We start from the raw sequence: 25298 nt of genomic DNA on the forward strand, positions 1-25298 counted from the left end.
GGTTCGAATCCCCTATGGGATACCAATTTTTATAATCGTAAGGTTATAAGAGGATAGTCTGGAAACAGATACCAATTTATTTGCTAGCAAAGCTAATTAAACCTTATTTAGTAACAAGTTGTTATTAAAGATTAAGTTAAGTATTATTGCTTATTTGTCTTGGGGCTATAGCTCAGCTGGGAGAGCGCTTGCATGGCATGCAAGAGGTCGACGGTTCGATCCCGTCTAGCTCCACCAATAACCACCATTAAGGTGGTTTTTTTGCATCTGAAATTTAGTTTTAACTCATTTTATAGACTTTTTACTCTAATTTTGCCATCCTAAATGCTTCTCACATAAAATCAGGATGATTTATGGCAAGGTTAGCTAACAAATTATTGGGCATATTGTTGCTATTGAGTGTGTCGCTTTTTACTCAAGCGGCAAGCTGGCAGCAAACACTTGAAGCAGATGCTCAATCAATCACTAAACTTCTCGCTTTTACTGGAAATGGAAGTACTACAGTAAAGCTATCTTCTTCTCAAAAAGTTAAAGCCCTGTTGAATGTACAGATCCCTGGTGATATGCAATCCGCAAAGTCTCATTTTGATGACTACATGCAAATCTACCTTAAACCAAATCAAAAAAAATTGACCTTAAAAGTAGGCTACAAGAAGGGAATACCAAGCTCTAAAAAGCTTGCAAAAGTCGATGTGCATATTTTAATGCCTAAGAATATGTATTTAGATTTACGAGATCTTGGAGGAAATGTTGATATTTCTGGATTGCATAAAGGTTTAAAAGTAATGAATGGGGAAGGGGATATCTTACTTTCCAATAACAATGGAAAAATCATCATTAATGATAGAGGCGGTGATATTAAAATTTCTGGTGGAAAGGGAAAGTTAAAGGTTAATGATGGTAGTGGTGATATAAAAATCGCACATCGACAAGGCTCGGTTGCCATAAATGATAAAAGTGGTGATATTACAATACTAGATAACAAAGGTGCCGTTAGGTTGACTGATACGTCAGGAGATATCGCTCTTGATAAAGTGAGAGGTTACGTAAAAGTAAAAGATGGCAGCGGAAAGCTAAGCATTAAAAACGTCAAGGGAAACGTAAAGTTTAAAAGTAAGTCTGGGTTGGTGGAGTTAGTTAATATTGATGGAAACGTAACTTCACAAGGGCATGGAAAAACGACACCTAAGTTGTCCAAAATTTCTGGCAAGCAAACTGGGATTTAACATGATTGTGGCGTGTTATTTAATGTTACCTTTGGTATATTAGTAAAAACTAATTTAAAGGGTAATGAATCATGGTTAAAAAAACGATCACAAAGTGCTTATTACTGTTTTTGGCTGTCTTTTCTTCAGCATCGATTGCAAAAACGAATGATACGGATATTCAGCAATTAGGTTTAAAAAAGCTTAAGCATCCTCAAGCTATGGTTTATACAGGTGGTCAGCCAACTAAAACACAGTTAGAGGGTTTGAAAAAAGCGGGTGTTGAGTACGTCATCAACTTAAGACCAAAGTCCGAGCAGAACTGGAATGAAAAGAAATTTGTTGAATCGCTTGGTTTAACTTATATCTCAATACCTGTTGCTGGAGCTAAAGATGTCTCCGTTGCCAATGCAGATAAGCTATCCAAAAAGCTTTTATCAATAAAAGGTAAAGGTGTCTATGTGCATTGCGCTTCAGGGAATCGTGTAGGTGCTTTAAAAGCTATAGATACATATCAAGCCAATGGTAATGATGTCGAGGCTGCTATAGCAGTAGGTAAGCGTTGGGGATTAACGCGATTAGAGCCTTTGGTAAGAAAGAAGCTCGAAACTACTATGTAAATGTTTTACATCATGAAGCCACTAATTCTCTAGTGGCTTTGCACTACTTCTCCCACAAAGTCTGTTTAAAGTGTCCCCTAAAAAATAGAAATGAGGCTACACCGATGAATAGCGCCGCAGTCCAGATCGAATAACTAACTTGAACCAATGAGATCAAACTTCCTATTCCTGCTGCAATTAAATTTCCGACACAAAAAATAGTTACGAGCATTCCCATCAGTTGTCCTTGTGCTTTGTGCTCATAAGCCGTCGAAATATAGCTGGTAAGAAAACCGTTATAGATGCCGACCCCAAAGCCCACTAACGCGAATGTCACCCAAAAATTATTCTCTGAAGTAATGGGTACAATGGTTAAAGCCATTGTGACCACTAACATACCTACCAGTCCTGCTTGAGCGGTTGTCATCTTTTTTTCAATCTTGCTGTTCAGCATGGTGCTACTGAAAATCATACAACTGGTAATTAATACCGTAGCCCAGCCAATTTGAGCAGGATTGTAAGCAAACTTCTCTACTAGCCATAGAGGATAAAATTCATAGTAAATGTTGATTCCGAGCATCAAAAAAAGATACAGAATAAAGAATTGACGCAGTGATCTATCTTTCAATAAAACTAAACTAGACCCTTTATCTTCTTGCTCTATCACTTTATTTATCGAGTTTGGTAACAGCAATTGGCAGCATAGTGTGGCAACTAAACATACTAAGCCAGCAATAAAGAAAAGAGCATCAATTCCATATGGTGCAAGATGTCCTCCCGCCAGAGGACCAATCAAGTAACCGCCAAACCCCATTGCACTTATCCAAGACAAGCTTTTGGTTTTATTGATGGTTGGATGCAGATCGATAGCTATCGCGCGAGCAATGGCAATATTACCTTCGAATAAACCTGTCAAAAATCGTGATAGGGCAAATAAAACAAAGCTTCCTGATATCGCAGCTAAGGCGGTTAGCATATAGCTTAGGCTGCAACCGAACATAGTCAGCGTTAATACTTTTTTGCGTCCGTAGCGGTCAGAGTATGAACCAATAAAGCTTGAACCAATAATTACACCAAGTGGATATATACCGATTATCACGCCAAATAGAATTTCTTTGGGAAGTGACATGAAGTGAGTTAGCGGGTTGGTACCCTCATTAAATAGTGGTGCAAGTATGGGATAGGGGAGTGCAATACCTGAGACGCTAAGCAAAGTAACGAATAAGGTTACCCCTAAAATTGATTTAGCTTGAAGTTCTTTTTCCATTGACGCTTAGTGAATCTTTATTGATGAGGAAAGTACTATGTCATGGATACCTTATTAAGTAAATTAAATTGTTTATTAAAGTTGGGGAAGTATTTTGCAACATTTGAAACAGGTAGTAACACTTTATCATACTCATGTAGCATTTTATTGCTTATTATAGGGTCAATAATAAGACCTAAACACAATACAAAAGGTCAATCATAATTGAATAAGGGAAATTCAGGCTCATAAACAAGTGATTGTTAAATGAGATAAGAAGGACCAAGAAGAGGACTTTAGTGTGGCAAGCACAAAACAAATTATTTTACCCATTGTCGTGATAGCTATTGCCGCGGCTGTCGCCGTCGGTTTTTCATCAATGAAAAAGCCCCCGGAAGAAAAAGAAGAAGTTGATAACCGACCTATTGTGGCTATTGATGTTAATCAAATGGTTGATTATTCCCATAAGGTGAATTCTTATGGTGTCGTTACTGGTAAATATGAAACTCAATTGGTGGCCCAAGTTTCAGGGGAAATTAAATATATTTCTGATGCGTTTGTACGCGGTGGTTTTGTCCGTAAAGGTGAAGTATTAGCGAAAGTTGATGCTGTTGATTACGAAGCTTCGTTAATTGAAGCTCAAGCTTCTGTCGCTAATGCTCAATCTTCGCTCATTCTAGAAAAAGCTCAAGGTAAAGTGGCTGAGCGTGAGTGGGCCCGCATTACCAATGGAACCCCTACAGAGCTTAGCCTTCGTAAACCTCAACTTGCTCAAGAGATTGCTCGTTCGAAGTCTGCTGAGGCTCAACTGAAACGCGCAAAACGTAATCTAGAGCGCACCGTGATCCGTGCTCCTTATGATGCACTTATCGAAGCCCGAGATGTGGGTCTTGGTTCATACGTTAATACGGGAAGTCCGCTCGGGAAAATCATTAGTGTCGAAACGGCTGAAATACGTCTTCCTGTCGCCGATAAAGAGCTTAGTTTTTTAAGCAATGAAGGCAAATTGTCAGAAGTTAAGATTAAAACTCAATTAGCTGGGAAGACTCGTGTATGGCGTGGCAAAATTATTCGCTCTGAAGGTGTTGTCGATAAAAATAGCCGTATGACATATTTAGTTGCACAAATTATTGACCCTTATGGGTTAAATAGCGACAAAGCACCACTCAAGTTTGGTTCTTATGTAACGGCAACCATTTCAGGTGATCAAGCGGGTAAAGTGAGTATCATTTCTCGCCACTTAATCAATGAAGGAAAAGTTGCATTACTGGATAACGATCGTTTATTGAAACTGGCACCAGTAACCATTTTGCGTGAGTCAGGCTCCAATGCAATTATTTCATCTGGATTGCAAGAAGGCGATAAAGTCATTACCTCGGCATTAGACTACCCACTTGAAGGTATGGAATTGGCTTTACCTGAAGATAAGCAAAACAAAGCTGACGAAAGTGTAGAAACTCAAATCGCAGAAAAACAATAAAGGTAGGGATACACAATGATTGATACCAATAAGGGCATCATTGCTTGGTTTGCCCGAAACAGTGTTGCTGCAAACCTGTTGATGATCATTATTTTAATTGGTGGTCTATTAACAGCGGGTACGATTCGAAAACAATTTTTTCCGGCTGTAGAAAGCAATTGGCTTTCTTTTAATGCCGTGTACCCGGGTGCTGCTCCACAAGAAGTAGAAGAAGGGATCACCATTAAAGTTGAAGAAGCTTTGGAGTCCGTTCAAGGCTTGAAACGAGTGATTACCTACTCACGTCGTGGTGGTTCAAATGGCTGGATTCAAATTGAAGATGATTATGAACCCAAGCAAGTACTTGAAGAAGTAAAATCTGCGATTGACACTATTTCTACTTTTCCTGGCACGATGGAAAAGCCTCAGATTACTCATGAAAAATACACACAAGAAGTGATGTATGTCAGTTTGTATGGAGATCTCAGCAATCGGCAATTAAAAGAGGTAGGAGAAAAAATTCATGATGAAATTTTAGCATTACCGCTTGTTAATATTGCTGAGTTTTATAGTGGCTTAGGTTATGAGGTTTCGATTGAGCTGAGTAAAGATAAGCTTCGAGAATACGGGTTAAGTTTTAATGACGTTGCCAATGCGGTTCGAAATTATTCTCAGAATATGTCAGCTGGACAAATTCGTACATCAAACGGTTACATCAACTTACGTGTTGAAAACCAAGCTTATGTTGGCTATGAATTTGAGAAAATTCCATTAATTACTCTGGCTGATGGCAGTAATATTCGCTTAGGTGATATTGCTAAGGTCAATGATGGCTTTCAAGAAGGATTACAATACTCCAAGTTTAATGGCAAAAATGCAGTGACTTTTGGTATACGAGCTTCGAGAGATCAATCCATTACTGATGTAGCTAAAGTAATGAAACGCTACATTGCCGACAAACAAAAAGCATTACCTCAAGGAGTTAAGTTCGAACCTTGGGTAGATATGACTTATTACCTACAAGGCCGTTTAGACTTAATGCTGGACAGCATGAAAAGTGGTGCTTTGTTGGTTTTCTTATTACTAGCCTTGTTCCTCCGAGTTCGATTAGCCTTTTGGGTGATGATGGGGCTGCCAGTGTGTTTCCTTGGTACGCTACTATTCATGCCATTAGGTATGATTGACGTCACCATTAATATTATCAGTCTATTCGCCTTTATTTTGGTACTGGGTATCGTTGTCGATGACGCCATTGTCATGGGCGAAAGTGCTCATGCTGAATGTGAAGAAAAAGGTCAATCACTCGATAATGTGATCCGTGGTGTAAAACGAGTAGCGATGCCAGCGACATTTGGTGTATTGACCACTATTGCTGCATTTTTACCGATCACCCTTGATACGGGCCCATCTTCAGCCTTTGGTCAAGCGATTGGCTTCGTTGTGGTTCTATGTTTGTTGTTTTCGTTAGTCGAATCTAAATTGATTTTACCGGCTCACCTTGCACGCATGAAACCACCAAAAGTGGTTCAACCTGGCTCGAAAAATCCGCTAGATTGGCTTCGTAATGGCGTTAATTTCTTGCAAGGGAATGTTGATAGAGGGTTGAAATGGTTTATCAGTACCGTTTATCAACCAACTTTAAAGTCTGCCCTCAAGTACCGCTATACAGTAATCATGGCATTTATTGGCTTTATGATTATCTGTGCTGGCTTATACGCTGGTGGCTTTGTTCGCTTTATCGGTACGCCTAAAGTGCCGCATGATTTCCCTCGTGTAACGTTAGAAATGAATGAAGATGCTTCTGATAAAGCGACGTTAGCGGGGGCACTTGAAATTCAAAAGGCCATTGAAGCGGTAGATAGTGAGTTGGAATCTCAATATGGTCAGAAAATGATATCGGACATTCAAGTTGATCTTCGTGGTCGAACTCGTGCTGATATCATGCTGAAACTCGTTGACCCTGAACTTAGACCAATGGATACCTTTGCGCTTGCTGATCTATGGCGTGAAAAGTTCCCAATTATTCCGGGTGTGAATGAACTGAAAGTTCAAGACAGTCTGATTGGTGGGGGTCGTGATGACGGTGATATTTCATTCCGTCTCGAAGGGAAAGATGAAGCTCAACTTGCCGCAGCTGGTAAAGAGCTTGCTGATAAACTCAGAACTTTAGAAGGGGTTGGTGATGTTAATGACAGCAACCAATCCGGTACCAGAGAGATTCAGTTTGCTCTTAAACCGCAAGCTTATGCTCTAGGGTTAACATTAAGAGATATTGCCTCTCAAGTAGGAAATAGTTTTTATGGCTTAGAGGCTCAGCGTATCTTGCGTAACGGACAAGAAGTGAAAGTGATGATCCGTTACCCTGAAGAGCAAAGAAACTCTATCGCTCAAGTTGGTGATACTTTAATTAAAACGACGGTAGGCGCAGAAGTTCCACTTTCTGAGGTGGCTGACATTATCCTTGTCGATGGTGTTAGTCGTATTCGTCGTGAAAACGGTAATCGTACATTGAATGTATGGGCTGCCGTTAACGCTGATGTTGTTGAGCCGTTTAAGGTGGCGAAAGACATTCGTGATAATTTCTTACCAGATTTATTACTTAAGTATCCAGGGGTTAAAAGCCAACTTTCGGGTAGTATTCAAGAACAAATTGATAGCACTAATACTCAGTTAAGAGACTTTATGTTGTCACTCTTGGTGATCTACACCTTACTGGCCATTCCACTTAAGTCATACTCACAACCATTTATGATCATGTCGGTGATCCCATTTGGCGTTATTGGCTCGGTACTCGGTCATATGATCATGGGTATTGATTTAAGTGCGCTTTCATTGTTTGGTATTATCGCCGCCGCTGGTGTTGTGGTGAATGACTCCTTGGTTATGGTGGATTACATCAATAACACTCGTAAACAAGGCGTACCATTGAGAGAAGCGGTAATGAATGCAGGTAAAAAGCGTTTTAGACCGATTCTATTGACTTCGCTAACCACCTTTATTGGTCTGTTACCGATCATGAGTGCAACAAGTATGCAGGCTAAAATGGTGATCCCAATGGCTGTTTCACTGGGTTATGGTGTGATGTTTGCTACAGTGGTAACTTTAGTACTGGTACCTTGTATCTATCTGCTTATTGAAGATATCAAAGGTCAAATTCGCCGAGGATTAGACGCGCTAAAAGCATAACTCAAACTGCTATACATGAGGGGAAGCATTTGCTTCCCCTTTTTTATGCCTGAGTTTTGTACTTTGACTATATTTATATGGCTATGTTTTTTCGAAGTATCGCTTGTGGTTATACCTTTATGTATAGAGTGAAGTATAAATTGTGTCATAGCAGTTCATAAGCGTTTTCGAAAATCAATCGTTTGTCATGGATGGCAAGTTGTATTTTTGATTGAAAGGGAAGATGTTTATGAACAAGGATGTTTTAAAAGTTCTGTTGTTACCACTCGCGATTTTGGCTAATAATGCTCAATCTCAAGAAGTTTCCTATTCTCCTGCTGATCCCGCAATCACCAATGAAAAACAAATTCTATATTGGATGCAAAAGCGAGGCGAGCTTGCTGTTGATGCCACTGAAGCTGAAAAAAAGAAGATATTGGAGCAATACCTTAAGCCTTTTTCAAATCGAAACCATCATTATCAATCTGATTTTGAAATAGAGTCTCAACAAAAACTATCGGATAGAAAAGTTGAGATTTCATCCTTATCCCCACAACTAGCATCAGGCTTAGGTACTGCTACTGAAAAAACAGTAAAAGTATTAGCTGTGTTAATTGATTTCCTAGATCTTCCATATAACAACAATCGATTGGGACGTGGCGATACCACGATGTTTTACGAAAACTACCCAAGGTCACACTATGAAGCGCTACTCTTTTCTGAAAATGGCTATAAGGGGCCAAGTGGGCAAACACTTCGGACGGTTCGTCAGTATTATAAAGCGGTATCTGGTGGCAGCTTTAACTTCACTGGTGAAGTTAAAGGTTGGTTCACTGCAAGTCGAAATGCTGCATATTATGGGCGAAATGTCCCCGGTACCAATAATGATGAAAATGCGACTGAGCTAGTTAAAGAAGCCGTGAGTCAAGCTGTTGCCACAATGAGTGCAAGTGAGCTTGCTAATTATGATATTGAAGATCCAAATGATTTGGATAATGACGGGAACGTAAATGAAAGTGACGGCGTCATTGATCATGTCGTGATTTTTCACTCCAGCATCGGAGCGGAAGCTGGTGGTGGATATTTAAAGGAAAATGCGATTTGGTCACACCGCTTCTTTGTCGACCAAAGTACAAGAGGTTATGCATTACCAGGTACAGATAAAAAAGTATTTGGATATACAATACAACCCATTGATGCAGCTATTGGTGTGGTTTCACATGAGTTTGGTCACGACTTAGGGTTACCAGATGAATACGATACTACGGCTTCGCCACAAGATCCTAATTCGCCTGTTGGCTTTTGGTCAATTATGTCCAGTGGTTCATGGGCTGGTGATATTCCTGGAACACTACCTAGTGGGTTTAGCCCATACGCACGTTCTTATTTACAAAATCGATATGGCGGGAATTGGGTAAGAGAACGTAATATCACGTTCAATGAGATTACCGATAAAGAAGTAGAGTTCACGCTTCATTCAGCCGTTAACCACAATGAAGTTAACCAGCTTTCAATCTCAATACCTAAACCACCAGAACCTTTTAAATCAGCCTATTCCGGTAATTATCAATATTACTCAGGTGAGGGGAATGACCTTTCCCATAAAATGACTTTTGAAGTCACACTGCCACAGTCTAATCAGCTTAAGCTAATTGTAAAAGCCCATTGGGAAATCGAAAAAAATTACGATTTTGCACAACTAGGCATTAACGGCCTTTCCATTCCTGGTAACCATACTGTTGAAAACAATAATGAAAATAGTGCAACGAATATCGTTACCGGAAAATCCAGTGAAATTGCAGGTGCAGAAGGTGAAGATGCTTGGGTGACTTTGGAGTTCAATATTAGTGAGTTTGCAGGACAAACCGCCGATATTGAGTTTCGATATACCACTGACAATACAGGTGGTGGCTACGGGATAGTCTTAGATGATATTAAAATATTAGACAATGGAGTTGAAATCTATAGCGATGATGCTGAAACAGAAAGAGATATTGATTTTTCTGGTTTTACCCGAATCGATGATAAAAGATCAACGGCTTCAGATAAACGCTATTTGATCCAATTAAGAAGTCACAATGGTATTGATCAAGGATTGAAGTTTGAAGGCTACGAACCAGGTGTGCTTATTTGGCTAGAAAATAAAATTTTTAAGGGTGGAAATGAAGTCAATGCCGTTAAACAGCATCCGGGAGAAAGTTTGATTGGTGTTATTGATGCTGACCAAAACTTGATTGGTTCGGATAAATCTATTGTTCAAATTCGAGATGCTACTTTCAGTCAATACGACCAATCTTCATATGATGATGATAATCACTTATTTCATAATTCCCTCTTTAGAGACGTTGATGATTACTCGTCACCAGATCAACCTCAGAGTGGAATGCTTTTGCCTAAAGTTGGAGTTAGTATCCAAATAATTAATCAAGATCCAGACAGCAGTGAAGCAACTCTAACAATAAGTCGAAAAGACATTGGTAATCTGAGTAATTTTAACGTTGATATTAACAGTGAGATTAACAATGCGACAGTGAATTTCTCACCGACTGTAAGAGGTAATGAAGGTGATGTGACACATCAATGGGATTTTGGTAATGGTAATACGAGCACTGATCAAGCTCCTACTCATACCTATGCTCAAGCAGGGAGTTATGTTGTTCGTTTAACGGTTAGAGATACTAAAGGTAAGATAGCCAGCGATACCAAGAGAATTACAATTAATACAGATGCTAGTGAAGAAGAAAGTTCTGGCGGTAGTGCGTTGTGGTGGCTTTATCTTATTTTTTTAATTCCATTGAGAAATAGAAAATTAACTAGAAGTAATTTTTGAGAAATTAAGATAAATAATGAGATGGTGGTCGCTACTGGGCTCGAACCAGTGACCCCCTCCTTGTAAGGGAGGTGCTCTCCCAGCTGAGCTAAGCGACCTGGGATATTTACCAATGTTTTAATTCTTTAGTAAAAGAATGGTGGTCGCTACTGGGCTCGAACCAGTGACCCCCTCCTTGTAAGGGAGGTGCTCTCCCAGCTGAGCTAAGCGACCTGGGATGTTACTAATGTTTTAATTCTTCAGTAAAAGAATGGTGGTCGCTACTGGGCTCGAACCAGTGACCCCCTCCTTGTAAGGGAGGTGCTCTCCCAGCTGAGCTAAGCGACCTGGGATATTTACTAATGTTTTAATTCTTTAGTAAAAGAATGGTGGTCGCTACTGGGCTCGAACCAGTGACCCCCTCCTTGTAAGGGAGGTGCTCTCCCAGCTGAGCTAAGCGACCTGGGATATCTACTAATGTTTGAATTCTTTAGTAAAAGAATGGTGGTCGCTACTGGGCTCGAACCAGTGACCCCCTCCTTGTAAGGGAGGTGCTCTCCCAGCTGAGCTAAGCGACCTGGGATAACAACTCGACAACCGTCGTCGTTATGTGGGGCGTATTATAGGGAGGAGGAAATTAGAGTCAACGGTTTTTATTAAAAAAACATTCGCTCGCTTTAAATTTGTCCGCTTTGATTGAAATCAACACGCCTGCCGCATAAAAAAACGTCTTTGAATCATTTTTTTAAAAAAAAGAAGCTTGTATTTTGAGCTGTCGCATATTTTCTGGGCTCCTACATACGTTATTCGGTCGGGGAAATTAATAAATCATGTCGATACTGATACAATCTATTTCAATGTTCGAGATGCAACATAATAAATAACTCTATGAAGGAAGCGGTTAGTTGAAGATTTTAGTGACAGGTGGTGCAGGGTTTATCGGTTCAGCATTGGTTCGTTATTTGCTGAACCACACAGAACATCAAGTGATGAATGTAGATAAACTTACTTATGCTGGAAACCTTGAGTCACTGACTAGCATTCACGAACATCCCAATTACCAATTTTGTAGAGCTGATATCACGGATATGGCTTGCATGGAGCGTATTTTAGAGCAGTTTGAACCTGATGCTTTGATGCACCTGGCGGCTGAAAGTCATGTAGACCGCTCAATTGATACTGCATCTGACTTTATTAATACTAATATCGTAGGTACTTACTCACTGTTAGAAGTAGCAAAGAACTATTGGTTGCAATTACCCTCTAACAAACAAGAAGAATTCCGGTTTTTGCATGTATCAACAGATGAAGTATTTGGTGATTTAGCTAATAAAGATGCGCCATTTAAAGAAAACACAGCATATTCTCCCAGTAGTCCATACTCCGCCTCCAAAGCGGCGAGTGATCATCTTGTAAGGGCATGGCACCGTACTTATGGGTTACCTGTAGTTTTGACCAATTGTTCAAATAACTATGGTCCATATCAGTTCCCAGAAAAGTTAATCCCTCTAACTATTCAGCATGCATTATTGGGTAAAGCAATCCCTGTTTACGGTGACGGGCAACAAATTCGAGACTGGTTATATGTAGATGACCATGTAAAAGCCATGCTTAAAGTGCTGGAAAGTGGTGAAGTCGGAGAAACTTACCTAATCGGAGCTAACAACGAGAAAACAAACCTTGAAGTTGTTACCTCTATTTGCCATTTTCTCAATCAACAGTGTCCCCAAAAACTAAATGGTTTAACAGGGTTTGAAGAGTTAATCACTTTTGTTAAAGATCGGCCTGGTCATGATGTTCGCTATGCAATTGATTCTAGCAAAATTTCATATCAATTAGGGTGGAAGCCTTGTGAGTCATTTGTCAGCGGCTTAGAAAAAACGATTCTTTGGTATTTAGATAATCAACAATGGCGAATGTGAAATGAAAGGGATTGTTTTAGCTGGTGGCTCTGGAACTCGTTTATACCCAATTACTCGAGGTGTTTCAAAGCAGTTATTACCCGTATACGATAAACCTATGGTGTATTACTCACTTTCTACATTAATGTTGGCTGGTATAAAAGATATTTTGATTATTACTACGCCAGATGAGCAATTTTTGTTTCAGCGTTTGCTAGGCAATGGAGATGAGTTTGGCATAAAGCTTACTTATGCTACCCAGCAGCGTCCCGAAGGTATAGCACAAGCATTTATTATTGCAGAATCATTCATTGGCGATGAGAGTGTTTGTTTGGTATTAGGGGATAATATTTTCTATGGACAATCTTTTACTCAAACATTAAAGCAAGCTGCATTAATGACAAAAGGAGCTACTGTTTTTGGTTATCAAGTCAAAGATGCTCAACGTTTCGGCGTAGTGGAGTTTGATGGTGAGGGTAAAGCCATTTCTATTGAAGAGAAACCTGAACATCCTAAGTCACAGTATGCTATTACCGGATTGTATTTTTATGATAATCAAGTGGTAGATATTGCCAAGTCTCTTAAACCGTCCAGTAGAGGCGAACTTGAAATTACAGATATTAACCAACATTATCTGAAAGCTAACCAGTTAAATGTGCAAATATTGGGGCGCGGCTTTGCTTGGTTAGATACAGGCACTCATGACAGTCTTCATCAAGCCTCTTCCTATGTGAGAACCATTGAAAATATACAAGGTATGAAAGTCGCTTGTTTAGAAGAAGTCGCTTGGCGTAACGGTTGGTTATCAGAAGAGCAGCTCGTTAAAAAGGGCGATGCCATGAAAAACAATGAATACGGGCAGTATTTGTTGCGCTTGGTGTCACCATGAAGGTGATGATTTTAGGTTCCAATGGCCAAGTCGGAACTCATCTTGTAAATACTTGTTCTCAAAGAACAGATTTAGAAGCGCTAGCACTTTCAAGTTTTGAGCTAGATATACGAAACCAATCTGATGTTCTAAACAAGGTAAAAATCTTTAACCCTGATGTAATTGTAAATGCTGCAGCTTACACACAGGTTGATAAAGCTGAAGTAGAATCTGACCTTGCTCATGCCGTAAATGCAATGGCTATAGAGTTTTTAGCCGACGCAGCGAATGCGATAGATTCGGTTATCATTCATGTTTCTACAGATTATGTATTCGATGGTGATAGTACCTTGCCATACTTAGAGCAAGATCTGCCAAATCCTCTAAATGTTTATGGCAAAACTAAATGGCAAGGAGAACAGCTACTTTTACAAAAAGCAAATAAGGCTATTTTGATTCGAACGTCATGGGTTTTTAGTGGCTCAAAAAACAATTTTGTCTCTGCTATGCTCAAGCTATCAGAGACGAGAGAGGAGTTATCAATAGTCGATGACCAAGTAGGTGGTCCTACTTATGCGGGACACTTGGCAGACGCAATTGTCAGCATTGCTAATGAGAGTATTGCTAACTCTAGATTTTCGTTTGGTATTTACCATTTTAGTGGAGAGCCTTTCGTAAGTTGGTTCGAATTTGCCAAAACCATATTTGAGCAAAGTGGGTGTAAAGGGCTAATTCATAAGTCGCCTAAACTATTGCCTATTGCTAGTGAACAGTATCTGTCAGCTGCTAAAAGACCTAAAAACGCTTGTTTACAAACCTCCCAATTTTTTACAGGCAACAGTTCCTTGTCCAGAGATTGGCGAAAAGGGCTAGATTTAGTATTTTCTGCTAAGGAAAACAGTAAACATGAAAGTGATTAATACAGATATACCAGATGTGAAGATCATAGAGCCTAAAGTATTCTCTGATGAGCGAGGTTTTTTTATAGAAACTTGGCAACAAACTGTTTGAACAGCTAGTTACAGGAAAGCCTACTCAGTTTGTGCAAGATAACCATTCGAAATCTGTTGCAGGCACATTGAGGGGCTTGCACTTTCAATCACCACATAGCCAAGGAAAGTTGATTCGAGTGCTATCGGGAGAGATTTATGATGTGGCCGTAGATATTCGACCACAATCTGAATATTTCGGAAAATGGGTAGGAGTAAATTTATCTGAAAGCAATCATCGGCAGTTATGGATACCGGAAGGCTTTGCTCATGGTTTTTACGTGCTGAGTGAAACCGCTGACTTGGTGTATAAATGTACTAACTATTATCACCCAGAAGCAGAAGTTACATTGCAATGGGATGATAGCGAGCTAGGCATCAAATGGCCTAATTCAGAATTTCCTCTTCTATCAGAAAAAGATCAAACAGGGTTATCGTTTAAAGAATGGAATGAAAGCTTGTATCGCATCTAAGTTTTTATCACTAAAAATAAAAGTCTGTGTGAAGATAACTCTGTTGAATTATAATCTTCGCAATGTAAAAAATTCATAATTAATGGCTTATATACTGCAATAAATGAGTGGTATTTCGTCATAAACGGTATAACTAGGAATATAAATGAAAGCAGTGATCCCCGTTGCAGGTCTAGGCACCAGAATGTTGCCGGCTACCAAAGCCATCCCTAAAGAAATGTTGCCTTTGGTGGATAAACCATTAATTCAATATATTGTGAATGAATGCGTTGCTGCCGGTGTCACCGAAATCGTGCTTGTGACTCACGCCAGTAAAAATGCCATTGAAAACCACTTTGATAAATCCTATGAGCTAGAATCAACGCTAGAAAAGCGGGTTAAACGACAACTTTTAGAAGAGATCCAATCAATTTGCCCTAAAGATGTCACTATTATGCAAGTGCGCCAAGGCGAAGCGAAAGGCCTTGGCCATGCTATCTTATGTGCGAAGCCTTGTATTGGGGATAATCCATTTATGGTGGTGTTGCCAGATGTTATTTTAGATGAATACTCTGCAAACCCAAAAGTTGAAAATTTAGCCGCGATGAAAGCGAGGTTTAAGGAGTCAGAAGCAAGCCAGATTATGGTCGCTCCAGTACCTAATGAAGATGTAAGCAAGTACGGTATAGCTGATTGCGATGGCGTATCTTTGAGTGTTTCAGAGTCTACACAAATTGTAAAAATGGTAGAAAAGCCTGAAACTGATCAAGCCCCGTCAAATCTAGCCGTTGTCGGTCGTTATGTGTTGTCGAAAAATATTTGGCCGTTACTTGAAAAAACGCCAATGGGGGCAGGGGATGAAATCCAATTGACTGATGCGATTGATATGCTCATTGAGCAAGAGACAGTTGAAGCTTTCCATATGTCAGGTAAGTCTCATGATTGTGGTGACAAACTGGGTTATGTAACTGCTTTTGTCGAATATACATTGAATGACGCAAAGTTAGGTCCAGCCTTTAGAGCAGAGCTGAAGCGCTTACTTGAACACTAAATTTTGTGTTAGTATTCGCTCTTCGCTTTAAGACAGTAAAGGACATATCATGTCTCGTAAATATTTTGGTACCGACGGCGTCCGTGGACGTGTGGGTAACTTTCCTATCACTCCGACATTCGCTATGCAGCTTGGTTGGGCTGCGGGTACGGTTTTAGCTTCTAGTGGAACAAAAGAAGTGCTGGTGGGTAAAGACACGCGGATCAGTGGTTACATGCTGGAATCCGCGATGCAAGCTGGCTTTACTGCTGCAGGCATCAATGTAGCTCTTATTGGCCCAATGCCAACACCTGCTGTGGCTTATTTAGCATCGACGTTCCGTGCCGATGCAGGTGTGGTGATCAGTGCTTCTCACAACCCTTATTATGATAATGGCATTAAGTTTTTCTCAAACGCAGGCATCAAATTAACCGATGAACAAGAATTAGAAATTGAAGCCTTGTTAGAGCAAGCCATCGAACGTGGCGAGATGCCGTGCGCTGAAGCCAAACAAATCGGTAAAGTACGTCGAATTAATGATGCAGCTGGTCGTTATATTGAGTTTTGTAAAGGTACTTTCCCTAAACACCTTTCGTTAAATGGTTTAAAAGTTGTTGTCGACTCCGCTAATGGGGCTGCTTATCAGATTGCTAATCGAGTATATGCAGAGCTTGGTTCCGAAGTGATCAGTATTAATGACAAGCCTGATGGATTTAACATCAACGAAAAATGTGGTGCGACTCACTTAGACAGCTTACAAAAAGCGGTGATAGAGCACAGTGCTGATGTTGGTATTGCTCTGGATGGTGATGCTGACCGTGTGATGTTTGTTGATCACCAAGGTGAAGTCGTAGACGGCGATGAAATCTTGTTTATTTTAGCTCAGGCTGCTCACCAAACAGGAACGCTGGAAGGCGGTGTAGTTGGTACTTTAATGTCAAACCTGGGCTTAGAGCTAGCGTTGAAAGAAATGGATATTCCATTTAGACGTGCCAAAGTCGGTGACCGCTATGTGGTTGAGCAGCTAAAAGAAACTGGATGGGGCTTAGGTGGTGAAGGTTCTGGCCACATTCTTTGTCTTGAAGAAACCACCACAGGTGATGGTATTGTAGCATCACTTCAAGTGCTTGAAGCCATGATGTTATCTAACAAAACCATAGCTGAATTAAAGTCTGGAATGACTAAACTTCCTCAAGTTCTTATTAATGTTCGACTTAAAGCAGATAATGCTAATGAAGTAATGGCTTCGTTAGCTGTTCAGGCTGCTGTTGAGCAAGCAGAAAAGACTTTAGGTGACGAAGGTCGTGTGTTGTTGAGAAAGTCTGGAACTGAGCCCTTGATTCGAGTGATGGTTGAATCGACCAATTTTAATCTTACACAATCTCAAGCAGAATTTATTGCAAGTGCAGTAGAGCAAGCTGCTTAAGATTAGTTAGACACAGTTGTCTTTTACTGTGTCTAACTACACGTACTTATAAAATGTGAGACTTAATGACAGACATAACCCCTAGCTCAAAGCGTAATGGGATCAGTTTAACCTTTATCGGTGGCCTCGGATTATTTTCGGGGCTTCTTTTATTTGCAACCAGCACCTTGTTTGTAGTTGCTCTTGTTGCTTTTGCTACTGGTGCAGTGACTCTTATTTTAGGCATTGCTAAACTTCGGCAACCAAAAGTGACCATTGAGTTTACTGCAACAGGGTTTATTTATTACCATGTCAGAGGGCAATTCGCTGTAGAGTGGGATAATATTCAGCGTGTAGACATCCCCTCTGTTTATAAGGGCATGGAGCATGTCCAGCTACCCTATGTCGGTATTAAGGTGAAATCCATTAATCAGGTATTAGATTCAATTTCACCACGATTAGCGACTGGCTTACTGACAGAACAAAGGCCATTATTGATGACGGCGGGGGCACAGTCTGGAGATGACACAGCACTAGAAATCTACCTAAACCATGAGTTTATGCCATTAACTGTCAATGATGAAAGGTATCGAGGTGTATTGGCGATGTTTGGCCGCCGCTGTTTGATGTTATCCGAACACCTTGGCTACCATTTGTATATTCCAGCAGATAGTTTGGATAGGGAATTAGAAGATTTTATTAAGTTGCTGCGTCAGCGACAGCAGCAACATCAAAAAACATATACTCGTGATACTTGAAGATGCAATTTTCAGGGCTTATTCAGCGTTGCATTATTCGAGGCGTGAAAGCGCAGAACTAGCGGGCTAATTTAAGGTTTCACAACAAAGAAGAATCAATGCTGAAAAGCCCACACAGTGCGAGTTTAATTGCCATTTATACTGCGTTACTTACCCTTAAAATAGAATAACTATTTCTACGGATAAGTGCTTTGCCTAAATGGCAATTAATTCTCGCTGAAATCCTGCATCTTCAGGTATCACGAGTATAGGCAGGCTTTTATTGAGCTTGCTCTATCGGGGTAACATTATAGGAATCGTTATCTTCAATCGCTTGATTAGAAAAGCGAGAGCCTATAAATTGCCCGCCCTCAAAGATTTCAATACTATCGCTTCTTACTTCACCATCAAAGAGCCCTGTTGAAGTAATAACTAATCGGTCGCAACTCAGTTTTCCTTTAAATTTGCCAGAAATACTAACTTCTTTACAACTAAGCTCACCTTCAATTGTGCCACTCTGTTCTATCGTCACTACAGATTTAGAGCTGATGGCTCCATTTAAATATCCACCAACGAGAGCGTCACCTGAAAATTCAGTATCACCTGTGATTTGAGTGCCATCGGCGATGTAAGTTAAGCCCGAAGATTTATTTTTTTTACTTAACATTAGATTGCTCTCTTTTTATTCGATTGTTATTGATAGTATCTTTCTCAATAACAATGTTCAAGCCAGAATATCTGCAATCTAACGGTAATTGTGGTGTGGCCAAATTTAAAGTTCAGTAATTTTTATCGCATTAGTTGGGCAAGGTTCTACACAGGCTCCACAGCCAGTGCAGGCTTGAGTATCAATGATAGGTATGGGGGCTTGATTGATTCTAAATTCAAATCGAATCGCTTCTGGTTCACACATGTCTTGGCAGCTTTGGCACCAGACTCCATTATGAGCAAGACAATTATCCTTAACTTGCGCTTTAATTTCCCATGGCTGAGCTTGTTTAATGTCAAAAATGGGCTCTTTACAAGCATTAACGCACTTTTCGCAAAAGGTGCATTCTCCCTTATTAAAGTCTACTTCGGGAAAACCGCCATCTCCTCTGAAGATGATCTTAGTTTCACAGACGGTAATACAAGCATCGCAACGACTGCAAATATCAGTAAATTCTATATCCTTTTTTACCCAAGGTGGTCGATTAGCGTCTACTTTTCGGCGGCTAAATAATCGTCTACGGCCCAGATTTACTCTGCTAGTCATATTTTGCACTTATTCTCAGTTATAGGTCTACAAGCAATTACCTATGATATTTGTGTGTAAATCATAAGCTTAATGGCAGTTGTAATCATCCCTTTACAAAAGAAAACTTGATCGCTGTCAATTTTACACTTGATCTAGTTAACAAAGTAAGCACTTTGGCACAGTATGTAAGGAAGAGTTCAATACTAAAAAGAGCAAGAACAATGAGTAAAGGAACGAAGTATTTGGCAAAAGAGCCAGATGAAAATGGCTTTATCCATTATACCGATGAAGAGCACGATACTTGGAAGCAACTATATGCTCGACAAGAAGTTAATTTACCTGGCCGAGCCTGTAAAGAATATCTAGATGGCATTGAAAAACTGCAAATGCCAAAAGATCGAATACCTCAATTAAGTGAAATTGATTCGGTTTTACAAGCAACAACTGGGTGGAAAACAGCTGCTGTACCCGCACTGATTTCATTTGGGCGTTTCTTTGAATTATTGGCAACAAAACAATTTCCTGTTGCGACATTTATTAGAAATAAAGATGAATTTGACTATCTGCAAGAACCAGATATTTTTCACGAAATTTTTGGTCACTGCCCATTATTAACGAACCCTTCTTTTGCCAACTTTTCTCATACCTATGGGAAACTTGGTTTAGCTGCGAGTAAAGAAGAACGAGTATTTTTAGCTCGATTATATTGGTTCACTATAGAATTTGGACTAATGAAGGCTTCATCAGGTGATTTAAACATCTATGGTGGAGGCATATTAAGTTCACCAGGGGAAACCATGTACGCAATGAGCAACGAGCCTGAGATTCAGCCGTTTGACTTATTAAGCGTTCTGAGAACACCTTATCGTATTGATATCATGCAGCCTATTTACTATTTAATAGAAAGCATGGATTACTTAGACGAAATTGTAAAAATGGATATTATGGGCGCAGTGAACAAGGCGCGAGAATTAGGACTGTTTGAGCCTAAGTTTGAACCAAAAGATAAACTTAAAAAATGCAGTTAAACGCATAAATAAAGATTGTTTGCTACAAAATAAAAGATACAAATTATAAACACTAAACGGTTGTATGCTGGCTAAAAACTTCGCTAGCTGCGTTATGAGCTTTGTGAATAAGAATCGCTATTCACTTCAGCTCAAGCCTTGCTATCAAAGTTTTTTTCTGCGCCTAAAACCGTTTTTAACCGCATTTTCTAAGTTTTAGTTAGGAGAACAATAATGAGTGAATTATCGCAAATGAAGTGTGTGTCTTGCCACGGAGATGCACCAAAAGTAACAGATGAAGAATTAGCAGAATTGGTTCGTATGGTACCTGACTGGTGTGTAGAAGTGCGTGATGGCATTATGCAGCTTGAGCGAGTATTCAAGTTTAAAAACTTCAAAGAAGCCTTAGCCTTTACCAATAAATTAGGCGCACTAGCCGAAGAAGATTTTCATCATCCTGGTATTCTTACCGAGTGGGGAAAAGTGACAGTAACATGGTGGTCACATTCTATTAAAGGTCTTCATAAGAATGACTTCATTATGGCGGCAAAAACGGATGATTTATTAAGCTGATTGTCAGCTTGAGTTCAAATTGAAAAACTAAATTTAATCAGCATGTTATTTATTTAGCATGCTGGTTTTTTTATGTTTAAGAAAAAATTGTGTAAACAAGACTTGCCAGAAACGTAATAAACTAATAACTTATAGCCTCTTTTCTCTCCACAGTCTTCTCATCGGTATATTGTCCCAAGTTTGAGGATGTAACCAAGAAGCGACAAAGGATATAGTGGATTATGCGCTTGGAAATTAGTTGCCATGATCGTGTAGGCTTGGCAAAAGATATATTAGAAGTGTTAGAGCAATATGGCATTAACTTATTAGCCATTGATGCGAGCAACTTTGGGTTTATTTACTTACAATTTGCGGAAATCGGTTTTGAAACACTCAGTGAGTTAATGCCGCAATTAAGAAAAATTGAAAGCGTTACTGATGTTAGAACCGCTTCTTTCATGCCTTCCGAGCAAAAGCATTATGCTTTAAAAACCTTACTAAAAACCTTACCTGATTTAGTTTTCTCTATTGATATAAAATCCAATGTTCGTATCGTCAATGAATCCGCTTTGCTCGCACTAGAACTTGAAGAAAAACAAGTGATAGGTCAGCCTTTAAGTTCATGGGTAAACGGTTTTAGCTTTGGTCGTTGGCTTACCGAGCCAGAAAGCCTTTCTCAAGCAGCTCGTGTTCATATTGGTAACAATGAGTATTTGGCCGAAGTTCTTCCTATATATTTACCTGATGAGGCAAAAGACGAAAGCGAGCCAGTATTAGTAGGTGCTGTAGTTTCATTAAAATCGCCAGCGAGAGTAGGTAAGCAGTTTAATGCTTTGCAAAGTCAAATAGTTGGTTTTGAAACCGTTCTTGCTGTCAGTGAGCAGATGAAAAAAGTATTATCAACTGCAACTCGTATGTCCCAACTTGATGCGCCATTGTTGATCACGGGTGAAACGGGCACTGGTAAAGAGCTAATGGCCAAAGCGAGCCATGAAGCTAGCTTACGCCGTGAAAAGCCATTTATTGCCATAAACTGTGCCGCTCTGCCAGACAGTATCGCAGAAGAGTCGTTATTTGGTGTTTACGAAGATGGCGAAGTGATAAAGCGTGGGCTTGTCGATGAAGCTAAAGGCGGCACCATCTTTTTTGATGAAGTTGCAGAAATGTGCTCAGGCGCTCAGGCCAAGCTTCTGCGTTTACTACAAGACGGTTCATACCGCCGAGTGGGAGGAACGAGTGAAATCCGTGCGGATGTTCGAATAATTTGTTCAACTCAACAAAACTTGGCTGAACTATGTCAAGAAGGGAAGTTCAGAGAAGCTTTGTATTATCGAATTAATGTGTTGAGCTATCACATCCCTTCATTGAGAGAACGCAAACAAGATATCATTCCTTTAACAGAGATGTTTCTTGAGCATTACAGTCAGCAACTTTCTAGTCCAACTCGTCGCCTCTCTGGCCCGTGTAAAGATCTTCTGCTTAATTACGCTTGGCCAGGTAATATCCGACAGTTGAAAAATGCAATATTTAGGGCTGTAACCATGCATAGTGGTGGTGTGGAGCTGACACCAGAACAACTGAAGCTTCCATCGTATGCCGAAGGTTTTGGCTATTTTGATAATGATTTCGAAGGTAGTTTAGATGAAGCGATGAAACAGTTTGAAGCAAGCTTGCTGCGCCGACTGTATCCAGCTTACCCGAGTACTCGTCAGCTTGCTAAAAAATTGGGCGTTTCTCATACCGCCATTGCGAATAAGCTGCGAGATTATCAAATTTCGAAGAAGAAATGATGACTGAATAAACCTGCTCATTTGTGGCTTTGATACACATTTTGAGCGGTATGATAAAAAAAAACAGTGTGATTCAGTTCACGCTGTTTTCTTTTTTCTAAATTTACGGTATTGATATACACCAAATAATTTAAATAAGGCTTAAGTCTTTAGACTCCCTCTGAAAATAAGACTTTTGCAACCCTACTTAGGAGTATTCATGAAATTAGCTACTTATAATAACGGTCGCCGTGATGGACAATTGATGTTGGTTAGCCGAGACCTTACCAAAGCTGTTGCAGTTCCAGCAATTGCTCATACCATGCAACAGTTAATGGACTCATGGGATTTGCTTGAGCCACAACTGAAAGAGCTGTATGAAGCATTAAATGATGGTCAATTAGAAAATACTGTTGATTTTAATGAAAGCCAGTGCCTTTCTCCTTTCCCTCGTGCATACCAGTGGGCCGATGGTAGTGCATACGTAAACCATGTTGAACTTGTTCGTAAGGCTCGTAATGCTGAAATGCCAGAAACATTTTGGACTGATCCTCTCGTTTATCAAGGTGGATCAGATTGCTTTATTGCGCCACGTGCTGATATTGAGCTAGGCAGCGAAAAATGGGGAATCGATTTTGAATCTGAAATTGCGGTAGTTACTGATGATGTACCTATGGGCGTTACTTCAGATAAGGCTGCTAGTCACATTAAACTGTTAATGTTAGTCAATGACGTATCTTTACGTGGATTAATTCCTGGTGAACTTGCTAAGGGCTTTGGATTCTTCCAATCTAAGCCATCAAGCAGTTTTTCTCCAGTAGCGATTACTCCTGATGAGCTAGGTGATAAGTGGCAAGAAAGCAAGGTTCACTTACCTCTTGTAACTCACTTGAATGGAGAATTATTTGGCCGCCCAAATGCCGGCGTAGATATGACTTTCGATTTTGCAACTTTGGTTTCTCACGTTGCGAAAACTCGCCCAATGGGCGCTGGTGCAATCGTTGGTTCAGGTACAATTTCAAACTACGATCGTAGCGCAGGTTCAAGCTGCCTAGCTGAAAAACGTATGCTTGAAACCATCGCTGACGGAAAACCAAGCACTTCATTTATGAAATTTGGTGATCGTGTTCGTATTGAAATGTTTGATGATCAAGGTAACAGCATTTTTGGTTCAATTGATCAAAAAGTGGTTGAGTACAAGGCTTAATCAAAACTTGAAAACTTTACGGGGCTTTATGCCCCGTTTTACGTTGGGAACAATAAAATGAAACTTTATGGTTATTGGCGATCAAGTGCCGCTTATCGTGTTCGCATCGCACTTAATTTAAAAGGGTTGCAGGCTGAGCATATTTCAGTACATTTGGTTAAAGACGGTGGTCAGCAACATAAACCAGAATATATGGATCTTAATCCGCAAGAGTTAGTGCCAACTTTAGTTGCTAAAGATGTGGCTTCTGGAAGTGAGTTAAAACTTACTCAATCACTCGCAATTATTGATTATCTAGAGCAAGTTGCTCCAGATGTTAAACTCCTACCTGAACTTGCGGCCGCTCGTGCTGTAGTTAATAGTATGGCGTTGCTGGTGGCTTGTGATGTGCACCCGTTAAATAATCTAGGCATCCTTCAATATTTGTCTAATGAGTTAGAAGTGAATGATGAGCAAAAGTCAGAGTGGTATCACCACTGGATCCACAAAGGATTTAAAGCGCTAGAAGTGTTGTTAGAGCAACACAGTGGTCAGTATTGCTTTGGTGATTTGGTAACACTAGCGGATGTGTGTTTGATCCCACAAGTCTATAACGCGAAGCGGTTTAATGTTGACTTAACGACTTATCCAAATATTACTCGAATTTGGGATAACTGTAATCAATTAGAATCGTTCGACAAGGCATTGCCTGAAAATCAGGAAGATGCGGTTATTTAGACATAAAAAAGGGCAAACATTGAGTTTGCCCTTATGCCAATCATTTCAACAAAACTAATCTAGTTAATTGTTTTGTGCTTTCTTATTTTGCTCTTTATTTGCGGATTCTTTACTGTTTTGTAGTTGCGTGTTTGAAAGTTGTTGTCTAGCTTTTTCAACATCAGCTTCATGCTGAAGCTTTCTTATCTGTTCCTTAGTATTTGCTTCGGTAGCTTCAACACCGTCGCCCTTGACAACCGAAGTAGGTTTATCATCTGCTAAACCATTGTGTTGTGCAGGTAATGCATAGTTTTTTCGAATAATAGGGTTTGTTGCACCACGCAATCCACCGTCAAAGCCTTTACGGTAATTAGGTTGCTTATCGTCAGAACCAAATTCATTTATGATTACTTTGGGTTCAGCTTGAAGTTCAGTAACTTTTGAGCTTTCTACATCATCGAAACGGTTTACATCGGCTTCTGTTCCATCAGCAAAGCGCAAACCGAATATAACAGTTTCAGCAGCTGAAGAACTAGCTGATGATTGAGGTTTTGGTTTGTTGATAACCAATTGAGTCTGGGATTGAGAATCAGATATCATTTGGGCAATTGAGCCGAATGCGCTAAAAGCAGTTCCTTGATCAGGCTCCAATATTAATTGATGAAGTAAAGTTCTAACTTCACCACGTTGTGGATCTTGATAAAAGCGAGTATCTGGCTCACTGTCAAAAATTGCCATAATCTGATTAAAAACCGTTAGCATTCCATCTTGTTGTGAATAAACGCTAGGTACAGCTGATGCTGCGGGTTGTGGATAGGCCGCTTGTGCAGCCGCTGCAGGATTTAAACCTGTGCCAAATGCCATGTTATCACCTCATTATGATGATCAAAAAAGCCATTGCATGAATATAGACTGTAATTCAGCCATGGCTGATATGTACACTAAAGTATATAGTCGAGTCTCTA

Annotated in this window: 20 protein-coding genes, 6 tRNA genes and 1 pseudogene; 18 read left to right on the plus strand and 9 right to left on the minus strand. The window is 39.9% G+C overall.

Annotated features, from left to right (window positions below; translation table 11 throughout):
* Nucleotides 1–161: 161 nt before the first annotated feature.
* The 3 genes from AC1EU0_RS11510 (at nucleotide 162) to AC1EU0_RS11520 (ending at nucleotide 1825) form a co-directional block, all read left to right on the plus strand.
* Nucleotides 162–237: transfer RNA gene (locus tag AC1EU0_RS11510), tRNA-Ala, on the plus strand.
* A gap of 116 nt (nucleotides 238–353) precedes the next feature.
* A complete protein-coding gene (locus tag AC1EU0_RS11515) occupies nucleotides 354–1226 on the plus strand; it encodes a DUF4097 family beta strand repeat-containing protein (RefSeq protein WP_480302551.1) in 873 nt (290 codons plus the stop codon).
* Nucleotides 1227–1297: 71 nt separating this feature from the next.
* Nucleotides 1298–1825: a fused DSP-PTPase phosphatase/NAD kinase-like protein gene (locus AC1EU0_RS11520; protein WP_480302552.1), complete on the plus strand. Its 528-nt coding sequence runs from the start codon at nucleotides 1298–1300 to the stop codon at nucleotides 1823–1825.
* Between the two features lie 43 nt (nucleotides 1826–1868).
* Here AC1EU0_RS11520 and AC1EU0_RS11525 read toward each other — a convergent pair whose 3' ends face one another.
* Complete coding sequence (locus AC1EU0_RS11525; protein WP_480302553.1) at nucleotides 1869–3071, minus strand: MFS transporter; 1203 nt, start codon at nucleotides 3069–3071, stop codon at nucleotides 1869–1871.
* A gap of 280 nt (nucleotides 3072–3351) precedes the next feature.
* Here AC1EU0_RS11525 and AC1EU0_RS11530 point away from each other — a divergent pair, with 280 nt between their 5' ends.
* The 3 genes from AC1EU0_RS11530 to AC1EU0_RS11540 all read left to right on the plus strand — a co-directional run bounded on the left by AC1EU0_RS11530 (nucleotide 3352) and on the right by AC1EU0_RS11540 (nucleotide 10504).
* On the plus strand, nucleotides 3352–4530 hold the full coding sequence (locus AC1EU0_RS11530) for an efflux RND transporter periplasmic adaptor subunit (protein WP_480302554.1): 1179 nt from the start codon (nucleotides 3352–3354) through the stop codon (nucleotides 4528–4530).
* Between the two features lie 15 nt (nucleotides 4531–4545).
* Nucleotides 4546–7695 carry an efflux RND transporter permease subunit gene (locus AC1EU0_RS11535; protein ID WP_480302555.1) on the plus strand — a complete coding sequence of 1050 codons (3150 nt, stop codon included), beginning with the start codon at nucleotides 4546–4548 and terminating at the stop codon, nucleotides 7693–7695.
* 229 nt (nucleotides 7696–7924) lie between these two features.
* A complete protein-coding gene (locus AC1EU0_RS11540; RefSeq protein ID WP_480302556.1) occupies nucleotides 7925–10504 on the plus strand; it encodes an immune inhibitor A domain-containing protein in 2580 nt (859 codons plus the stop codon).
* Between the two features lie 22 nt (nucleotides 10505–10526).
* Here AC1EU0_RS11540 and AC1EU0_RS11545 read toward each other — a convergent pair.
* The 5 genes from AC1EU0_RS11545 to AC1EU0_RS11565 form a co-directional block, all read right to left on the minus strand.
* Nucleotides 10527–10602 (minus strand) — tRNA-Val (locus AC1EU0_RS11545).
* 39 nt (nucleotides 10603–10641) lie between these two features.
* Nucleotides 10642–10717, minus strand: a tRNA-Val gene (locus AC1EU0_RS11550).
* 38 nt (nucleotides 10718–10755) lie between these two features.
* Nucleotides 10756–10831: transfer RNA gene (locus tag AC1EU0_RS11555), tRNA-Val, on the minus strand.
* A gap of 39 nt (nucleotides 10832–10870) precedes the next feature.
* Nucleotides 10871–10946: transfer RNA gene (locus AC1EU0_RS11560), tRNA-Val, on the minus strand.
* 39 nt (nucleotides 10947–10985) lie between these two features.
* A tRNA-Val gene (locus tag AC1EU0_RS11565) sits at nucleotides 10986–11061 on the minus strand.
* A 327-nt stretch (nucleotides 11062–11388) separates the two neighbouring features.
* Here AC1EU0_RS11565 and rfbB point away from each other — a divergent pair.
* The 7 genes and pseudogenes from rfbB (at nucleotide 11389) to AC1EU0_RS11600 (ending at nucleotide 17886) form a co-directional block, all read left to right on the plus strand.
* Nucleotides 11389–12405 (plus strand): dTDP-glucose 4,6-dehydratase, encoded by a 1017-nt coding sequence (gene rfbB / locus AC1EU0_RS11570; protein WP_480302557.1) that lies wholly within the window; start codon nucleotides 11389–11391, stop codon nucleotides 12403–12405.
* A gap of 1 nt (nucleotide 12406) precedes the next feature.
* Nucleotides 12407–13273, plus strand: coding sequence for a glucose-1-phosphate thymidylyltransferase RfbA (gene rfbA / locus AC1EU0_RS11575; RefSeq protein WP_480302558.1), 867 nt, complete (start codon nucleotides 12407–12409; stop codon nucleotides 13271–13273).
* On the plus strand, nucleotides 13270–14172 hold the full coding sequence (rfbD, locus tag AC1EU0_RS11580; protein WP_480302559.1) for a dTDP-4-dehydrorhamnose reductase: 903 nt from the start codon (nucleotides 13270–13272) through the stop codon (nucleotides 14170–14172). Before rfbA ends, rfbD begins: the two co-directional genes overlap by 4 nt.
* Nucleotides 14159–14714, plus strand: a pseudogene (rfbC, locus tag AC1EU0_RS11585) (dTDP-4-dehydrorhamnose 3,5-epimerase). Before rfbD ends, rfbC begins: the two are co-directional and overlap by 14 nt.
* Before the next feature lie 145 nt (nucleotides 14715–14859).
* A complete protein-coding gene (galU, locus tag AC1EU0_RS11590) occupies nucleotides 14860–15744 on the plus strand; it encodes a UTP--glucose-1-phosphate uridylyltransferase GalU (RefSeq protein WP_480302560.1) in 885 nt (294 codons plus the stop codon).
* 49 nt (nucleotides 15745–15793) lie between these two features.
* Nucleotides 15794–17149, plus strand: a complete 1356-nt coding sequence (gene glmM / locus AC1EU0_RS11595) for a phosphoglucosamine mutase (RefSeq protein ID WP_480302561.1) — start codon at nucleotides 15794–15796, stop codon at nucleotides 17147–17149.
* A gap of 65 nt (nucleotides 17150–17214) precedes the next feature.
* A complete protein-coding gene (locus tag AC1EU0_RS11600) occupies nucleotides 17215–17886 on the plus strand; it encodes a DUF2982 domain-containing protein (protein ID WP_480302562.1) in 672 nt (223 codons plus the stop codon).
* A gap of 259 nt (nucleotides 17887–18145) precedes the next feature.
* On the opposite strand, the gene AC1EU0_RS11605 is transcribed toward AC1EU0_RS11600, so the two are convergent.
* Both AC1EU0_RS11605 and napF read right to left on the minus strand, forming a co-directional pair.
* Nucleotides 18146–18532, minus strand: a complete 387-nt coding sequence (locus tag AC1EU0_RS11605) for a bactofilin family protein (protein ID WP_480302563.1) — start codon at nucleotides 18530–18532, stop codon at nucleotides 18146–18148.
* A gap of 105 nt (nucleotides 18533–18637) precedes the next feature.
* On the minus strand, nucleotides 18638–19120 hold the full coding sequence (gene napF / locus AC1EU0_RS11610) for a ferredoxin-type protein NapF (protein WP_480302564.1): 483 nt from the start codon (nucleotides 19118–19120) through the stop codon (nucleotides 18638–18640).
* 203 nt (nucleotides 19121–19323) lie between these two features.
* Here napF and phhA point away from each other — a divergent pair, with 203 nt between their 5' ends.
* From phhA to maiA, 5 genes are all read left to right on the plus strand, one after another.
* Complete coding sequence (phhA, locus tag AC1EU0_RS11615; protein ID WP_480302565.1) at nucleotides 19324–20130, plus strand: phenylalanine 4-monooxygenase; 807 nt, start codon at nucleotides 19324–19326, stop codon at nucleotides 20128–20130.
* Between the two features lie 213 nt (nucleotides 20131–20343).
* On the plus strand, nucleotides 20344–20682 hold the full coding sequence (locus AC1EU0_RS11620) for a 4a-hydroxytetrahydrobiopterin dehydratase (protein WP_121837196.1): 339 nt from the start codon (nucleotides 20344–20346) through the stop codon (nucleotides 20680–20682).
* A 221-nt stretch (nucleotides 20683–20903) separates the two neighbouring features.
* The gene (gene tyrR / locus AC1EU0_RS11625; RefSeq protein WP_480302566.1) at nucleotides 20904–22451 is read left to right on the plus strand and encodes a transcriptional regulator TyrR; all 1548 of its coding nucleotides are present in this window, start codon (nucleotides 20904–20906) and stop codon (nucleotides 22449–22451) included.
* Nucleotides 22452–22650: 199 nt separating this feature from the next.
* Entirely contained in the window at nucleotides 22651–23637 is a 987-nt protein-coding gene (locus tag AC1EU0_RS11630; RefSeq protein WP_480302567.1) for a fumarylacetoacetate hydrolase family protein, read from the plus strand.
* A gap of 57 nt (nucleotides 23638–23694) precedes the next feature.
* Nucleotides 23695–24354, plus strand: coding sequence for a maleylacetoacetate isomerase (maiA, locus tag AC1EU0_RS11635; RefSeq protein WP_480302568.1), 660 nt, complete (start codon nucleotides 23695–23697; stop codon nucleotides 24352–24354).
* Between the two features lie 63 nt (nucleotides 24355–24417).
* Here maiA and AC1EU0_RS11640 read toward each other — a convergent pair whose 3' ends face one another.
* Complete coding sequence (locus AC1EU0_RS11640; protein ID WP_480302569.1) at nucleotides 24418–25197, minus strand: hypothetical protein; 780 nt, start codon at nucleotides 25195–25197, stop codon at nucleotides 24418–24420.
* Between the last annotated feature and the right edge of the window lie 101 nt (nucleotides 25198–25298).

This window comes from Parashewanella sp. 2210YD4-3 (assembly GCF_056591735.1).

Bases quoted from the DNA above. Each gene is read 5' to 3' on its own strand.
- napF (WP_480302564.1), bottom strand. From the start codon at position 19,120: ATGACTAGCAGAGTAAATCTGGGCCGTAGACGATTATTTAGCCGCCGA.
- AC1EU0_RS11630 (WP_480302567.1), top strand. From the start codon at position 22,651: ATGAAATTAGCTACTTATAATAACGGTCGCCGTGATGGACAATTGATG.
- galU (WP_480302560.1), top strand. From the start codon at position 14,860: ATGAAAGCAGTGATCCCCGTTGCAGGTCTAGGCACCAGAATGTTGCCG.
- AC1EU0_RS11535 (WP_480302555.1), top strand. From the start codon at position 4,546: ATGATTGATACCAATAAGGGCATCATTGCTTGGTTTGCCCGAAACAGT.
- AC1EU0_RS11620 (WP_121837196.1), top strand. From the start codon at position 20,344: ATGAGTGAATTATCGCAAATGAAGTGTGTGTCTTGCCACGGAGATGCA.
- rfbA (WP_480302558.1), top strand. From the start codon at position 12,407: ATGAAAGGGATTGTTTTAGCTGGTGGCTCTGGAACTCGTTTATACCCA.
- AC1EU0_RS11600 (WP_480302562.1), top strand. From the start codon at position 17,215: ATGACAGACATAACCCCTAGCTCAAAGCGTAATGGGATCAGTTTAACC.
- AC1EU0_RS11515 (WP_480302551.1), top strand. From the start codon at position 354: ATGGCAAGGTTAGCTAACAAATTATTGGGCATATTGTTGCTATTGAGT.
- AC1EU0_RS11605 (WP_480302563.1), bottom strand. From the start codon at position 18,532: ATGTTAAGTAAAAAAAATAAATCTTCGGGCTTAACTTACATCGCCGAT.
- AC1EU0_RS11520 (WP_480302552.1), top strand. From the start codon at position 1,298: ATGGTTAAAAAAACGATCACAAAGTGCTTATTACTGTTTTTGGCTGTC.
- AC1EU0_RS11525 (WP_480302553.1), bottom strand. From the start codon at position 3,071: ATGGAAAAAGAACTTCAAGCTAAATCAATTTTAGGGGTAACCTTATTC.
- tyrR (WP_480302566.1), top strand. From the start codon at position 20,904: ATGCGCTTGGAAATTAGTTGCCATGATCGTGTAGGCTTGGCAAAAGAT.
- glmM (WP_480302561.1), top strand. From the start codon at position 15,794: ATGTCTCGTAAATATTTTGGTACCGACGGCGTCCGTGGACGTGTGGGT.
- AC1EU0_RS11640 (WP_480302569.1), bottom strand. From the start codon at position 25,197: ATGGCATTTGGCACAGGTTTAAATCCTGCAGCGGCTGCACAAGCGGCC.
- maiA (WP_480302568.1), top strand. From the start codon at position 23,695: ATGAAACTTTATGGTTATTGGCGATCAAGTGCCGCTTATCGTGTTCGC.
- rfbD (WP_480302559.1), top strand. From the start codon at position 13,270: ATGAAGGTGATGATTTTAGGTTCCAATGGCCAAGTCGGAACTCATCTT.
- phhA (WP_480302565.1), top strand. From the start codon at position 19,324: ATGAGTAAAGGAACGAAGTATTTGGCAAAAGAGCCAGATGAAAATGGC.
- AC1EU0_RS11540 (WP_480302556.1), top strand. From the start codon at position 7,925: ATGAACAAGGATGTTTTAAAAGTTCTGTTGTTACCACTCGCGATTTTG.